Here is a 13354-nt window from a genome sequence, read left to right as displayed (position 1 = left end):
CCTCCCCGGCCCCGGCGGCCGGGAGGTGCCCACGCGCCCCTCGGTGGAAGCCTCAGGCCCGCTGGACGAGCTCGTCGTAGGTGCTGAGCACCTGCGCCACGGTCGCCGCCTCGTCGGGCCAGGTGAGCGCCTGCTGCCGTCCCGCCTCGGCGAGTTCGGCCCGGCGCGCCGGGTTCCGCAGGAGGTCCCGGACGGCCGTGCCGAGCGCGGCGGCGTCGCCCGGGGGTACCAGCACCGCGGCGTCGCCGACCAGTTCCGGCACGCCGCCGACGGAGGTGGACACCACCGGCACCCCGGCCCGCATGGCCTCCTGCACCACCAGCGACCGCGCCTCCCACCGGCTGCTGAGCACCACCACGTCGGCGGCGGCGAGCAGGTCGGGGATGTCGGTGCGGTAGCCGAGCATGTCGACCGGGAGCTTCTCGGCGGCGATCCGGGTCTTGAGCGCCTGCCGTTCGGGTCCGTCGCCGGCCAGCAGGACGAGCGGGTCGTCGCCGCCGGGGGCGAACCGCGGGACGGCGTCCAGCAGCAGGTCGAAGCTCTTCTGCGGGACGAGCCGCCCGATCGCCAGCACCACCGGCCGGTCCTCGGCCGACGGCTCGCCGGTCGCAGGCCCGGAGCCGAGCAGCGCTTCGCGGGCGGCGGCTCGCTGAAGGGTGGCGGCGGGCAGCGGCGGGGCGGCGACCGGGCCGAGCCGGGCGTCGGTGGCGCCCAGTTCGCGGGCCCGGGCGACCAGGTCGGAGGAGGCGCCGAGGACCAGGTCGGCGGCGCGGACCACGCGGCGCTCCATCAGCCGCTGGAGGCGGCGTTCCATGCCGGTGGCCAGCATGGCGTGGTGGGAGGTGACCACCAGCGGGGTCTGCGGGCGCAGTCCGGGGAACCGGCCCGCGGTGCGCAGCGCGAGGTCGGAGAGGAGTCCGGCGCGCATGCCGTGGGCGTGCACCACGTCGGCGCCGGTGAAGGCGCGGCGGAGTTCGCCGATCGCGGCGGCGTCGCTGCGGGCGCCCGCGGTCGGGGTGATCTCGACGGGGTGGAAGCGGGCGCCGGTGCGGGAGAAGCCGTGCAGGGTGTCGGTGCCGTCGGGTCCGCAGACGGTCACCTGGACCCCGTGGGCGACCAGGCCCTCGGCGAGGGAGCGCACGTGCGCCCCGATGCCGCCGGTGCTGCCCGCCAGGACGAGCACCGCGTGCAGCTGGCCCGGTTCTCTCAGGGCCGCGGCGGGTGTGCCCGCGCTGGCCCGGGCGGCGGAATGGTCCACGTCGTCTCGCTCCGGCTCGATCATTCGACTCGCGCCGCCCCGGGGATCGTCCCGGGATCCGGCGCTCGGGACTGGAAAGCCAATGTCCAGCCGCCACCATGCCAGGTCGGACGGGCTCTTGGACAGTCGGCAGCACCTGCGGGCGCGTCGCAGGGACGGCCCGCAGGTGTCGGCGCGTCAGCGGGTGCGCGGTGCGCGGGCCGCGGCGAGCAGCTCCTCGGCGTGGGCGCGGCCCAGTTCGGAGTCCTCCAGGCCGGCCAGCATCCGGGAGAGCTCCCGGACCCGCTCCTCGTCGCTGAGCACCTTGACGCCGCTGCGGGTCACCACACCGTCGTTGGTCTTCTCCACCACCAGGTGCCGGTCGGCGAAGGCGGCGACCTGCGGGAGGTGGGTGACCACCACGACCTGGGCGCTCTCGGCGAGTTTGGCCAGGCGGCGGCCGATCTCGACCGCGGCCTTGCCGCCGACGCCGGCGTCCACCTCGTCGAAGAGGTAGGTGGGCACCGGGTCGGCGCCGGCGAAGACCACCTCGACGGCGAGCATGACCCGGGAGAGCTCACCGCCCGAGGCGCCCTTGGCGATCGGCCGGGGCTGGGCACCGGGGTGCGGGGCGAGCAGGACCTCGACCTCGTCCACGCCGTGCGGGCCGTACGCGACGGTACGGCCGCCGACCTCGATGCCGGAGAGGTCGTCGACCTGGGAGATCGAGAAGCTCACCCGGGCGTGCGGCATGGCGAGTTCGGCGAGTTCCGCGGAGACGGCGGCGGCGAAGCGGTCGGCGGCGGCGTGCCGGGCGGCCGAGACCTCGGCGGCGAGTTCGGCCAACTCGGCGCGCAGCGCGGTCTCCTGGGCGCCGAGTTCGTCGATCCGCTCGTCGTCGCCGTCGAGTTCGGCGAGCCGCAGGGCGCCGGCCTCGGCCCAGGCGATGACCTCGGCGAGGGTGCCCTCCGGGCCCGCGTACTTGCGCAGCAGGTGGGAGAGGACGGCACGGCGGTCCTCGACGGCGGCGAGCCGCACCGGGTCGGCGTCCAGGTCGTCGGCGTACCCGGCGAGGTCGCCCGCCACGTCGGCGAGGAGGTAGCCGACCTCGTTGAGGCGGTCGGCGAGGGAGGCGAGCCGCTCGTCGTGGTGGCGGACGGCGTCGACGGCGCGGCGGGCCTGGGCGAGCAGGGTGCCCGCGTCCACCGCCTCGGGGTCGGCGGGGTCGCCGGCGAGGGCGGCGTGGGCCAGGGTGGCGGCGGAGGAGAGGGCGTCGGCGTGGCCGAGGCGCTCGGCCTCGGCGGCCAGGTCGACGTCCTCGCCTGCGACCGGTTCGGCGGCGGCGACCTCGTCCAGGCCGAAGCGGAGCAGGTCCGCCTCCTGGGCGCGCTCGCGTGCCCTGGTGGTGAGCTCCTCCAGGGTGGCGGAGACCTTGCGCAGCTCCTGGTAGACCTCGCGGTAGCGGGCCAGCGGCTCGGCCACGGTGGCGCCGGCGTAGCGGTCGAGGGCGCCGCGCTGGCGGGCGGGGCGCAGCAGGCGCTGCTGGTCGGTCTGGCCGTGCACCGCGATGAGGTCCTCGCCGAGCTCGGCGAGCAGGCCGACCGGGACCGCCCGGCCGCCGACGTGGGCGCGGGAGCGCCCCTCGGCGGAGACCGTCCGGCTGACCAGCAGTTCGCCCTCGTCGAGTTCGGCCCCGGCCTCCTGGGCGCGGGCCACCACCGGGGAGTCCGGGTCGAGGGTGAGCCGGCCCTCGACCACGGCCCGGTCCGAGCCGTTGCGCACCAGCGCCGGGTCGGCCCGGCCGCCGAGCAGCAGGCCGAGGCTGGTCACCACCATGGTCTTGCCCGCACCGGTCTCGCCGGTGACGGCGGTGAAGCCGGGGGCCAGCTCGACCACGGCGTCGTCGATGACACCAAGATCCCGTATCCGCATCTCGTCCAACACGGAGACGACCTTACGAGGTTCCACCGTCGACGCGCGACGAGCCACTGCCCATTTCATCCGCACGGGGCTCCGGGCGGGGACGGTGCGCACACGAGTCCCGGGGTCGGGTCACGGGGTGGCGGCCGCCGGTTCGACGGCGGCCGGGGTGCGGGCGGCCGCCGGGTCCGGGGTACGGTCGGCGGCGGGGGTGCCGGCCGGGGTGCCGGCCTGGGGGACGGTGCCGGCCGGGGTGCCGGCCTGGGGGACGGTGCCGGCCGGGGTGCCGGCCTGGGGGACGGTGCACCAGCGCAGGAAGAACTGGGCGAGCGGGCCGATGGCCAGCGCGTAGGCGATCGTGCCGACGCCGAAGGTGCCGCCGAGCAGGATCCCGGTGGCCAGCACGGTCAGTTCGATGCCGGTGCGGATCAGGCGCAGCGAGCGGCCGGTGCGGCGGTGCAGGCCGGTCATCAGGCCGTCGCGCGGGCCGGGGCCGAGCCGGGCGCCGATGTACAGGCCGGTGGCCAGCCCGTTGAGGACGATACCGGCGGCGAGCAGCGGGATCCGGGCGGCCCAGGCGTGCGGCGGATCGACCAGGGAGAGGGTCAGGTCCATCGCGGCGCCCAGGACGAGGACGTTGCCGACCGTGCCGACGCCGGGCCGCTGCCGCAGCGGGATCCACAGCAGCAGGACGGCCGCGCCGACCAGGGTGACCCAGGTGCCCACGCTGAGCCCGAGGTGCCGGGCAAGGCCCTGGTGCAGCACGTCCCAGGGGTTGCCGCCGAGGGAGGCGCGGAGCATCAGCGCCATGCTGGTGCCGTAGAGGACGAGGCCGGCCGCGAGCTGGACCAGGCGCCGGCCGAGGGCGTCGGCCCGGGCCGCGCGGAGCGCCCGGACGGCCCGGGCGGCCCGGGCGGCGCGGTGCGTGGGGGCGGTGGGGTCGGCGGCGGCCATCGGATCTCCCTTGCTGGGGTGGTGGTACCGGACCATCATGGGGAGTCCAATCGGACCTCATCCAGGTCCAATCCGACACGAGTGGACTGGTTCCCCGATGGCTGCCTGGCACCCCTGGCACAGCACCGTCACCCCGCCCGCGCTGGCCCGGCTGCTGCGCGGCACCCGCCTGCCGGAGGCACCCGGCCACCGTCCCGCGTACCGGACCCTGGCCGCCCAGGTCCGCACCCTGGTCGCCGAGGGCCGACTGCCGGTCGGCTCCCGGCTGCCCGCCGAGCGCGAGCTGGCCGCCGAACTCGCCCTCAGCCGCACCACCGTGGCCACCGCCTACGAGGCGCTGCGCGCCGACGGGTACCTGCTCAGCCGGCGCGGCTCCGGCAGCTGGACCACCCTCCCGGACGGCGCCCGCCCGCCCTCCGACGCCCTCAACCCCGTCCCGCCGGACCAGCGCGACAGCGTGATCGACCTCGGCGTCGCCGCCCTGCCCGCCCCCCAGCCGTACCTCGGCGCGGCCGCCGCCCGCGCCCTGGAACAGCTGCCCGCGTACGCCGCCGGGCACGGCAACTACCCGACCGGCCTGCCGGCGCTCCGCGAGGCCCTCGCCCGCCGCTACAGCGAGCGCGGGCTGCCCACCACCCCCGACCAGATCCTGGTCACCACCGGCGCGATGAGCGCCCTTCGGCTCGCCCGGCCCGCCCTGGCCGGCCGCGGCGACCGGGTGGCCGTGGAGGCGCCCAGCTACGCCCACACCCTGCTCGCGCTGCGCCGGGCGGGCGCCCGGCTGATCCCCGTCCCGCTGGCCCGCCCCGAGGGCCCCGGCGGCCCGGCCCGCTGGGACCTCGCCGACTGGCAGCGGGTCCTGCGCACCGCCGCGCCCCGGCTCGCCTACGTCATCCCGGACTTCCACAACCCGACCGGCGCACTGATCGAGGAGGACCAGCGCCGGGCCCTGCTCGCCGACGCCCGCTGCGCCGACACCGTCCTGCTGGCCGACGAGACCCCCGCCGAACTCGGCTGGGGCACACCGGAGTCCGAGCTGCCGAGGCCGCTGGCGGCACTGGACCGGGCGGCCCGGGTGGTCACCGTCGGCTCCGCCTCGAAGATCTTCTGGGGCGGGCTGCGGATCGGCTGGCTGCGCGCCGCGCCCGCCCTCGTCCGGCAGCTGGCCGCCGACCGGGCGATCAGCGACATCGGCACCCCGGTCCTGGACCAGCTGATCGCCACCGAGCTGCTCACCGGGCACTTCAGCGAGGTCCGCGCCCACCAGCACGAACGGCTGCGCTCCAGCGCCGAGGCACTCGCCGCCGAACTCCACCGGCAGCTCCCCGCCTGGGAGTTCACCCTGCCGCCCGGCGGGCTGGCGCTCTGGACCACCACCGGCGGCCTCTCCGGCACCGCGCTCGCACGGGCCGGCGAGCGCACCGGCATCCACCTCGCCGCCGGCGCCCGGTTCGGCGTCGACGGCGCGTTCGAGAACTACCTGCGCATCCCGCTGACCGTGCCGGCCGGGCAGGCGGCCGAGGCCGTCGCCCGGCTCGCGGCCGCCGCCCACCTCGCCTCCCGCGGCGGGTACGGCAGCACCGACGACGGCTCCGGACCGCCGATCTGACGGACCGGCGATCTGACGGGCCGCCGGACCTGACGCTCCGCCAGGTCAGGCCGCCGCGGTCAGTGAGTGTCCGCCCGGCCGCGCCAACCCGTCACCGGCAGCGCGAACTTGGCCACCAGCCGGTTGGTGAACGGCGCCCGGTGCAGCCGCGCCAGCCGGACCGGCGTCCGGCCCCGGCGCACCTCCACCCGCGCCCCGGCCGGGAGTTCGACGGAACGTCGCCCGTCGCACCACAGCACCCCGTGCGGCGTCTTCGGCTGCACCTCCACCGCCAGCACCGACTTCGGCGAGGTCACCAGCGGCCGGGCGAACAGCGCGTGCGCACTGATCGGCACCATCAGCAGCGCCTCCACCTCCGGCCACACCACCGGACCACCGCCCGAGAACGCGTACGCCGTCGACCCGGTCGGCGTGGACAGCACCACGCCGTCACAGCCGAAGTTGGACACCGGGCGGCCGTCCACCTCGGTGACCACCTCCAGCATCCGCTCCCGCGCCGCCTTCTCGATCGACGCCTCGTTCAGCGCCCAGTCCTCGTGGACCACATCGCCGTTGGTCCGCACCACGACGTCGATGGTCATCCGCTCCTCGACCTCGTAGTCGGCCTCGACCACCCGCTCGACCACCACCGCCAGGTCGTCCCGCTCGGCCTCCGCCAGGAAGCCGACCCGGCCCAGGTTGATGCCCAGCATCGGCAGCCCCGACTCACGGGCCAGCTCCGCCCCGCGCAGCAGCGTGCCGTCACCGCCGGCGACCAGGATCAGCTCGCAGCCGTCCGCCGCACCGTGCCCGCCGGACACCCGCTCCACACCCTCGGGAAGGTCCAGCCCCACCGCCTCGGCGGCGAGCAGCCGGATTCTGATCCCGGCCTTCAACAGGCCGTGCACCAGGCCCTCGACGCTGCGGAGCGCCGCCTCCCGGCCGGTGTGCGCGATCAGGAAGACCGTACGAACTCGACTCATTGCCCGCTGCCCTCTCCCTACGCCCCGCCGGGTCGTCCCGACCCGGTCTCGGCCACCGCGCGGCGCGGCGGCCGGACGTCTGCCAAGCACCCTATCTGGGCCCCTCCGCCACAGCCCGGTCCGCCTCCGCCGGGTCCAGTGGCGGCGCGTCACGGCGCAGCCACAGGAAGTACTCGACGTTCCCGGACGGACCCGGCAACGGGCTCGCCGTCACCGCCCGCACCCCCAGGCCCAGCGCCCACGCCTGCCCCGCGACCTGCCGGATCGTCTCCGCCCGCAGCTCCGGGCTGCGCACCACGCCGCCGCTGCCCAGCCGCTCCTTGCCGATCTCGAACTGCGGCTTGACCATCATCGCCAGGTCCGCGTCCGGCGCGCAGCAGCCCGCCAGGGCCGGCAGCACCAGCCCGAGCGAGATGAACGACAGGTCGCCCACCACCAGGTCGACCGGCGTGCCGCCGATCTGCTCCAGGGTGAGCTCGCGGACGTTGGTGCGGTCCATCACGGTCACCCGCTCGTCGCTCTGCAACGACCACGCCAGCTGGCCGTAGCCGACGTCCACCGCCAGCACGTGCGCCGCACCCGAGCGCAGCAGCACATCGGTGAACCCACCGGTGGACGCCCCGGCGTCCAGCGCCCGCCGCCCCTCCACGACCAGGCCCTGCGGCATGAAGGCGGCCAGCGCCCCCGCCAGCTTGTGGCCGCCGCGCGAGACGTACTCGGGGTCGCTGTCGTCCTTCGCCACCACCACCGCTGCCGAGGTCTCCACCTGGGTCGCCGGCTTGGTCGCGGTGGTGCCGCCGACGGTGACCCGCCCCGCCGCGATCAGCTCGCTCGCGTGCTCACGCGACCGGGCCAGCTTGCGGCGGACCAGTTCCGCGTCGAGTCGGCGTCGTGCCACTGCCACTGGTGTTCCATCTCCTACAGGTCGCTCACGGGTCGAGCGTCGAGCGTGTCACTCGCGGTCGAGGGCGGCCAGGATGTCCGCCAGCCGCCGGTGAACATCTTCGTACACCGCGACCTGCTCCCCCGTCTCCACCCCGGCCGTCTCCTCCAGCCGGGCCAGCGCGTCGTCCACCCCCGGGTGCCCGGTCGGCGCGGCCTCAGCCATCGGAGTCCTTCCCCGGCGTCTCGGGCGAACCCTTCTCCACCACGCTCTTGCGGACCACCGTCTTCCGGCCCGCCGCCTTCTTCGCCGCCGACGCCCGGGCGGCCCCGCCGCCGCTCACGGCCTTCCGGGCCACCGTCTTCTTGGCGACGGTCTTCTTGGCCGCCGCCTTCTTCGCGGTGGCGGCCTTCTTCGCGGTCGCCTTCTTGGCGGGCGCGGCCTTCTCCGCCGCGGGCTGCTCCGCCGCCCCGGCGGGGGTCTCGCGCGCCGGGCCCGCATCGGCCTTCCCGGGCACCAGCGGGACCTCGGGTACCACCGGCACCTCGGGCGCCTTCGCCCCGACCGCCTCCTCCTCCGCGTCGCCGACCGGCGTCCCGCCGAGGTCGAAGGCGAACGGGTCCGCCGCGGGCGGCTCGGGCCACTCCGCCCGGTCCCCGTCGTCCCAGCCCGCGTCGAACAGGCCCTCGGCCCGCCCCTCCGGACGGGAGGCCGCCGCCGGCTCCTCGTCCACCTCGCGCAGCTTGGACTCCAGGTAGCTGAGCACCACGCCCACCTTCACCACCTGGTCCCCCACCTTCTCGAAGACCCGTTCCACCTCGCCGCGCGCCACCCCGGCCACCAGGTCGATCCCGGCCCGGCCCGCGGTCACCACCTCCCCGGCCAGCACGCCCAGCGACTCCGCCGTCGGCGGGAACTGCTCGGCCAGCCGCCGCTCCACCGCCGAGACGTCCACCCCACCGCGCTCCAGCAGCCCCTCCGCGGCGCCGAGCACCCGCTTCCCGGCCTCCTCCGCGATCTCCGCGGCGACCACCACCACGCCCCGCACCGCATCCCGCAGCATCCGCCTGCCTCCTCACGCGCCCCACACGGCGTCCCGGGCCCGTCACGGGCCCGGTCCCGACGCTACCCCGTACCCCGGCGGCCCCGCTGCACCTCCCGGCACTGCGCTACGTTGGAATGCGAACCACCACCGGACGGGAGCACCACACACCCATGGCCACGATCGACGAGTGCCGCGAGGCGTTGGAGCAGCTCAGCCGGAACCTCTCCGGCTCCACCGGGGACGTCCGCAAGGCCGCCGCCCTCGACCGCTCCCTCACCTGCCACCTCACCGACCTCGACCTGACCTTCGCCGGCCGCCTCCGCGACGGCCGCATCACCGATGTCGTCGAGACCCCCGGAGTGCCCGCCGAGAAGGCCGAGATCCGCCTCACCATGACCGGCGACGACCTGGTCGCCATGGTCGGCGGCCACCTCCACTTCGCCTCCGCATGGGCCGCCGGCCGCGTCCGCCTCGAAGCCGGCTTCCGCGACCTCCTCCGCCTCCGCACCCTGCTCTAGCGAAGCCCTCCGGGAACACGACCGGACGCGGCCGGACGCGACCAGCCGGCCGGCCGGCCCCGGGGACACCGCGCTCAGAACCCCAGCCCCGCCAGCGCCTTCCGCCCGTCCGGCACCACTCCGTCCCGGTCCGCCGCCGTCCAGGCGGCCCCGCACAGCGCCCGCACCCCGTCGTACCGGTCGGCCCCCGCGCCGTCCACCCGCAGCACGCCGTCCTCCACCCGCGCCGTGAACCCCCCGCAGGCGTACGCCCCGTCCGCCAGGGCCTCCACCGCCGGGTGCGCCGTCAGCAGCCCCCTCAGGTCCGCCGCGAGGTACGTCGGCCGGTGCTGCACCGGCGCCGCCAGCAGCTGCGCCGGCGTGGTGACCCCGGTGAACACCAGCAGGCTGTCCACATCCCCGTTGAACGCCCCCTCGATGTCGGTGTCCAGCCGGTCCCCGACCACCAGCGGCCGCTCGGCACCCGTCCGGATCACGGTCTCCCGGTGCATCGGCGGCAGCGGCTTGCCCGCCACCTCCGGCTCCACCCCGGTGGCCGCCTTCACGGCCGCCACCAGCGTCCCGTTCCCGGGCGCGATCCCCCGGGCCGTGGGAATCGACATGTCGGTGTTGGAGGCCACCCAGGGCAGCCCCCGGCCGACCGCGTAGGAGGCCTCCGCCAGGTCCTTCCAGCCCACCGACGGGTCGTACCCCTGCACCACCGCCGCCGGGTCCTCGTCCAGCGACCGCACGGCCACCAGCCCGCGCTCGGCCAGCGCCTCCTCCAGGCCGGCCCCGCCGACCACCAGCACCCGCGACCCGGCCGGCACCTTCTCGGCCACCAGCCGCGCCGCCGCCTGCGCCGAGTTGATCACGTCCGCCGGGTCGGCCGGAACCCCGAGCTCGGTCAGGTGCTCGGCGACCGCCCGCGGCGGACGGGAGGCGTTGTTGGTGACGTACGCCAGCCGCATCCCGGCCGCCCGGGCCACGTCCAGGGCCTGCGGCGCGTGCTCGATCGCGTCGGGCCCGGCGTACACCACGCCGTCGAGGTCGAGCAGGGCCGTGTCGTACGCCTCGGTCAGCGGGCGGTCGCTCCCGCCCGGTGCGGTACGTCCCCGGCCTGCTGCGGTGTGGTCCGTCATCCCTGCCCTGCCTCGGTGCTCGTCCGTCCTCGGCGACCCGGCGTCAGCCGCCCGCCCCTCGGCACCACGCTCTCACGCCGCCACCCGCCGGCCGTCACCCGCCGTCGCCCTCCGCCCGCGGCTCCCCCTCCCGACCGGACCCGTCCGCCCGATCCGACGGCCCCGACGGCCCCTCCTCCGGCGGTGCCAGGTACCCCGGCGCGCCCGGCTGCAGCGGCCCGAACGCCCCCGCCCGCGCCGCCAGCGTCGCCCGGGTCTGCCGCAGCGCCGCCCGGTAATGCGCGTTGTCGGGCTTCATCGCCACCGCCAGCGCCAGGTGCTTCGCCGAGGACTCGAAGTCCCCCAGCCGGGCCGCCGCCACACCCCACCCGAACTGGGCGTAGTCGTCCGACGGATCCGCGACCGCCACCGCCCGGAAGTTCTCCAGCGCGGCCGCGTACGCCCCCGTGTCGAACTGCGCCCTGGCCAGCGCCTCCCGGATCGATCTGGACTGCGGCTCGGCCAGCGCCGCCCGCTCCAGCAGTTGCACCGCCGCCGCCGGATGCCGCTCGTCCAGCAGCCGCACCCCGCGCCGGAACCAGTCGTAGACCCCGCCCTCCGGCACCCCCGGGCCGGGAATTCCCGCCGACCCGCCCGCGCTGTTGCCGTTCAGGGGCTCGTGGCCACCACTCATGCCGTCCCTCGCTCCCGGTCCCACGGCCCGATGCCCCACGGCATCGAGCACAGTGATCTCTCAACAAGGCGTACCCGACTAACATGCCCAGGATGAGTGCACCCAGTGCCGATCACGGCGCCGAGCCCTCGGCCGGCGGCCCCGGAGACCCCGGGCACGTCGCCGCCGCAGGCCTGTCCCTCGCCCCGTTCCGCGGCCTGCGCTACGACCCCGACCGGGTCGGCACGCTGGCCGCCGTCACCTCGCCGCCGTACGACGTGGTGGACCCGGGCCGACGGCACGACCTGGAGACGGCCGACCCGCACAACATCGTCCGGCTGATCCTGCCGCGCCCCGAGCCGGAGGACGCCGGCGACCGCCCGGACCGCGACACCCGCTACCGCCACGCCGCCCGGCTGCTCGCCGAGTGGCAGCGCGAGGGCGTCCTCGCGGCCGACCCGGTCCCGGCGCTCTACGTCTACGAGCAGCGCACCCACGAGCCCGGCCCCGAGGGCGGCCCGGAGGGCGGCGTGCTCCAGCGCGGACTGATCGGCGCCCTGGCCGTCAGCGGGCGCGAGACCGGCGTGGTCCTGCCGCACGAGGACGTCATGCCCCGCCCGGTCGCCGACCGCGTCGGCCTGATGCGCACCACCCGCGCCAACCTCGAACCGCTGCTGCTCACCTACCGCGGCAGCGGCGGCGCGTCCGCCGTCATCGAGCGCGCCGTCGAACGGGACCCGCTGCTCGCCACCACCACCAGCGACGGCACCGACCACCGCCTGTGGGCCGTCACCGACCCGGCCGACCTCGCCGCCGTCACCCGGGACCTGGCCACCTGCCGCGCCCTGATCGCCGACGGCCACCACCGCTGGGAGATGTACCTCCGCCTCCAGCGCGAGCACCGCCACCTGCCCCGCAGCCCCTGGGACCGCGGGCTGGTCCTGCTGGTCGACACCGCCCGCTACCCGCTGCGGGTCCGCGCCATCCACCGCGTCCTGTACCGGCTGCCGCTGGACCGGGCGCTCGCCGCTCTCGGCGACCAGTGGCAGGTCAAGGAGGTGCCCGGCCCGCTGAACACCGCGCTCCAGGCCCTCGCCGAGGCCAAGCGGCACGGCGCCAACGCCATGCTGCTCACCGCCGGGGACGGTGCCTTCCGCCTGCTCACCGAGCCGGACGAGGCGCTGCTCGCCGCCACCGTCCGCACCGACCGCCCGGAGGAGTGGCGCCACCTCGACGCCACCGTCCTGCACGCCACCCTGCTCGACCACACCTGGCGAATCCCCGACAGCCCGGACGAGATCGGCTACCTGCACGCCGCCGAGGCCGCCGAACGGGAGGCCGCCCGGACCGGCGGCACCGCCGTCCTGCTGCACCCGGTGGAGGAGCGCGTGGTCAGACGCCTCGCCGAGCAGGGCGTCACCATGCCCCGCAAGTCCACCTCCTTCGGCCCCAAGCCGGCCACCGGCCTGGTCCTCCGCTCCCTCACCCTGGGCTGAACCCGCGGGGCCGAACCCCCGCCTCCGGAAACGCCGGAGGGCCCCACCGCACAGGCGGTGGGGCCCTCCGACATCACTCGGTATCACACTCCGCCCCCGGAGGGCGGGCGCGGACTCAGCGCTTGTCGGAGCCCTTCGGCTCCTCCTGGTCGTCCTCGTCGATCTCGAGGTCGTCCTCGTCGTAGTACTCCTCGACGTCTTCCTCGTCCTCGTAGATCACGCGGTCGTCGCCGATCTCGTCCGGGGCGATGTGCCGACGCTTCGGCTCGGCCTCGGCGGCGGCCTCCTCGGCCTCCGCCTCCTCCCCGTCGAGGGCGTCCACGAACTCCAGGCCGTCGATCTCGTTCAGCCGCTCGGAGGCGTTGGTCGAACCGTCGGTGTCGGCCTCCGCCGCCTTCGCGAACCAGTCCCGGGCCTCGTCGCCGCGCCCGGCGGCGATCAGCGCCTCGGCGTACGCGTAGCGCAGGCGGGCCGTCCACGGGTGGATCGCGCTGGACGCCAGCTCCGGGCTCTGCAGGGTGACCACGGCCGCGTCGTACTGCTCCATGTCGCTGCGGGCACCGGCCGCGACCAGGCGCATCTCCACCTGGCCGGCCTTGTCCAGCTGCTTCACCTCGGGCTCGCCGGCCATCGCCAGCGCGCGCTCGGGACGGCCCAGGCCGCGCTCGCAGTCCGCCATCACCGGCCACAGGTCCACCCGACCGGTCATCCGGCGCGCGGCACGGAACTCGGTCAGCGCCTCCGAGTACCGCTGCGTCATGTACGAGGCGAAGCCGGCCGCCTCGCGGACGCTCGCCACGCGCGAGGCCAGCCGCAGCGCCACACGGGAGTACTTGTAGGCCTCCTCCGGCTCGCTGTCGAGCAGGCGGGCGACCATCACCAGGTTGCGCGCCACGTCGTCGGCCAGGGTCTTCGGCAGGCTCTTCAGGTCCTGGCGCACATCGGCGTCGATCTCGA

At 76.1% G+C, this 13354-nt stretch carries 13 protein-coding genes; 3 read left to right on the top strand and 10 right to left on the bottom strand.

The features are described 5' to 3' along the window. Positions 1 to 52 precede the first annotated feature (52 nt). From ABWK59_RS25090 to ABWK59_RS25080, 3 genes are all read right to left on the bottom strand, one after another. Entirely contained in the window at positions 53 to 1258 is a 1206-nt protein-coding gene (locus tag ABWK59_RS25090) for a glycosyltransferase family 4 protein (RefSeq protein WP_354642870.1), read from the bottom strand. Positions 1259 to 1435: 177 nt separating this feature from the next. After that, positions 1436 to 3238, bottom strand: a complete 1803-nt coding sequence (gene recN, locus ABWK59_RS25085) for a DNA repair protein RecN (RefSeq protein ID WP_354642869.1) — start codon at positions 3236 to 3238, stop codon at positions 1436 to 1438. A gap of 51 nt (positions 3239 to 3289) precedes the next feature. Next, positions 3290 to 4111 carry a YczE/YyaS/YitT family protein gene (locus tag ABWK59_RS25080; RefSeq protein ID WP_354642868.1) on the bottom strand — a complete coding sequence of 274 codons (822 nt, stop codon included), beginning with the start codon at positions 4109 to 4111 and terminating at the stop codon, positions 3290 to 3292. Positions 4112 to 4208: 97 nt separating this feature from the next. Here ABWK59_RS25080 and ABWK59_RS25075 point away from each other — a divergent pair, with 97 nt between their 5' ends. After that, positions 4209 to 5720, top strand: coding sequence for a PLP-dependent aminotransferase family protein (locus ABWK59_RS25075; protein WP_354642867.1), 1512 nt, complete (start codon positions 4209 to 4211; stop codon positions 5718 to 5720). Between the two features lie 59 nt (positions 5721 to 5779). On the opposite strand, the gene ABWK59_RS25070 is transcribed toward ABWK59_RS25075, so the two are convergent. The 4 genes from ABWK59_RS25070 to ABWK59_RS25055 all read right to left on the bottom strand — a co-directional run bounded on the left by ABWK59_RS25070 (position 5780) and on the right by ABWK59_RS25055 (position 8628). Then, positions 5780 to 6682 (bottom strand): NAD kinase, encoded by a 903-nt coding sequence (locus tag ABWK59_RS25070; RefSeq protein ID WP_354642866.1) that lies wholly within the window; start codon positions 6680 to 6682, stop codon positions 5780 to 5782. A gap of 91 nt (positions 6683 to 6773) precedes the next feature. Then, positions 6774 to 7580 carry a TlyA family RNA methyltransferase gene (locus ABWK59_RS25065; protein ID WP_354645102.1) on the bottom strand — a complete coding sequence of 269 codons (807 nt, stop codon included), beginning with the start codon at positions 7578 to 7580 and terminating at the stop codon, positions 6774 to 6776. A gap of 54 nt (positions 7581 to 7634) precedes the next feature. After that, positions 7635 to 7790, bottom strand: a complete 156-nt coding sequence (locus ABWK59_RS25060; protein WP_354642865.1) for a hypothetical protein — start codon at positions 7788 to 7790, stop codon at positions 7635 to 7637. Beyond that, a complete protein-coding gene (locus tag ABWK59_RS25055) occupies positions 7783 to 8628 on the bottom strand; it encodes a hypothetical protein (RefSeq protein ID WP_354642864.1) in 846 nt (281 codons plus the stop codon). The genes ABWK59_RS25060 and ABWK59_RS25055 overlap by 8 nt, the downstream gene beginning before the upstream one ends. A 152-nt stretch (positions 8629 to 8780) precedes the next feature. On the opposite strand from ABWK59_RS25055, the gene ABWK59_RS25050 reads away from it, so the two are divergent. Next, positions 8781 to 9128 (top strand): sterol-binding protein, encoded by a 348-nt coding sequence (locus ABWK59_RS25050; protein WP_354642863.1) that lies wholly within the window; start codon positions 8781 to 8783, stop codon positions 9126 to 9128. A 74-nt stretch (positions 9129 to 9202) separates the two neighbouring features. Here ABWK59_RS25050 and ABWK59_RS25045 read toward each other — a convergent pair whose 3' ends face one another. Both ABWK59_RS25045 and ABWK59_RS25040 read right to left on the bottom strand, forming a co-directional pair. Beyond that, positions 9203 to 10249 (bottom strand): HAD-IIA family hydrolase, encoded by a 1047-nt coding sequence (locus tag ABWK59_RS25045; RefSeq protein WP_354642862.1) that lies wholly within the window; start codon positions 10247 to 10249, stop codon positions 9203 to 9205. Between the two features lie 94 nt (positions 10250 to 10343). After that, a complete protein-coding gene (locus ABWK59_RS25040; RefSeq protein WP_354642861.1) occupies positions 10344 to 10922 on the bottom strand; it encodes a tetratricopeptide repeat protein in 579 nt (192 codons plus the stop codon). Positions 10923 to 11014: 92 nt separating this feature from the next. Between ABWK59_RS25040 and ABWK59_RS25035 the strand changes: the two genes are divergently transcribed. Further along, the gene (locus ABWK59_RS25035) at positions 11015 to 12397 is read left to right on the top strand and encodes a DUF1015 domain-containing protein (protein WP_354642860.1); all 1383 of its coding nucleotides are present in this window, start codon (positions 11015 to 11017) and stop codon (positions 12395 to 12397) included. Between the two features lie 115 nt (positions 12398 to 12512). Here ABWK59_RS25035 and ABWK59_RS25030 read toward each other — a convergent pair whose 3' ends face one another. Then, positions 12513 to 13337: a tetratricopeptide repeat protein gene (locus tag ABWK59_RS25030; protein ID WP_354642859.1), complete on the bottom strand. Its 825-nt coding sequence runs from the start codon at positions 13335 to 13337 to the stop codon at positions 12513 to 12515. Positions 13338 to 13354: the final 17 nt, after the last annotated feature.

The organism is Kitasatospora sp. HUAS MG31 (assembly GCF_040571325.1).
In the GTDB taxonomy this organism is placed as follows: Bacteria; Actinomycetota; Actinomycetes; order Streptomycetales; family Streptomycetaceae; genus Kitasatospora; species Kitasatospora camelliae.
This window is presented reverse-complemented; position numbering and strand designations above follow the sequence as displayed.

Coding starts and splice junctions, on each gene's coding strand:
- ABWK59_RS25050 (WP_354642863.1), top strand. CDS start 8,781: ATGGCCACGATCGACGAGTGCCGCGAGGCGTTGGAGCAGCTCAGCCGG.
- ABWK59_RS25040 (WP_354642861.1), bottom strand. CDS start 10,922: ATGAGTGGTGGCCACGAGCCCCTGAACGGCAACAGCGCGGGCGGGTCG.
- ABWK59_RS25035 (WP_354642860.1), top strand. CDS start 11,015: ATGAGTGCACCCAGTGCCGATCACGGCGCCGAGCCCTCGGCCGGCGGC.
- ABWK59_RS25080 (WP_354642868.1), bottom strand. CDS start 4,111: ATGGCCGCCGCCGACCCCACCGCCCCCACGCACCGCGCCGCCCGGGCC.
- recN (WP_354642869.1), bottom strand. CDS start 3,238: ATGAAATGGGCAGTGGCTCGTCGCGCGTCGACGGTGGAACCTCGTAAG.
- ABWK59_RS25070 (WP_354642866.1), bottom strand. CDS start 6,682: ATGAGTCGAGTTCGTACGGTCTTCCTGATCGCGCACACCGGCCGGGAG.
- ABWK59_RS25075 (WP_354642867.1), top strand. CDS start 4,209: ATGGCTGCCTGGCACCCCTGGCACAGCACCGTCACCCCGCCCGCGCTG.
- ABWK59_RS25045 (WP_354642862.1), bottom strand. CDS start 10,249: ATGACGGACCACACCGCAGCAGGCCGGGGACGTACCGCACCGGGCGGG.
- ABWK59_RS25055 (WP_354642864.1), bottom strand. CDS start 8,628: ATGCTGCGGGATGCGGTGCGGGGCGTGGTGGTGGTCGCCGCGGAGATC.
- ABWK59_RS25060 (WP_354642865.1), bottom strand. CDS start 7,790: ATGGCTGAGGCCGCGCCGACCGGGCACCCGGGGGTGGACGACGCGCTG.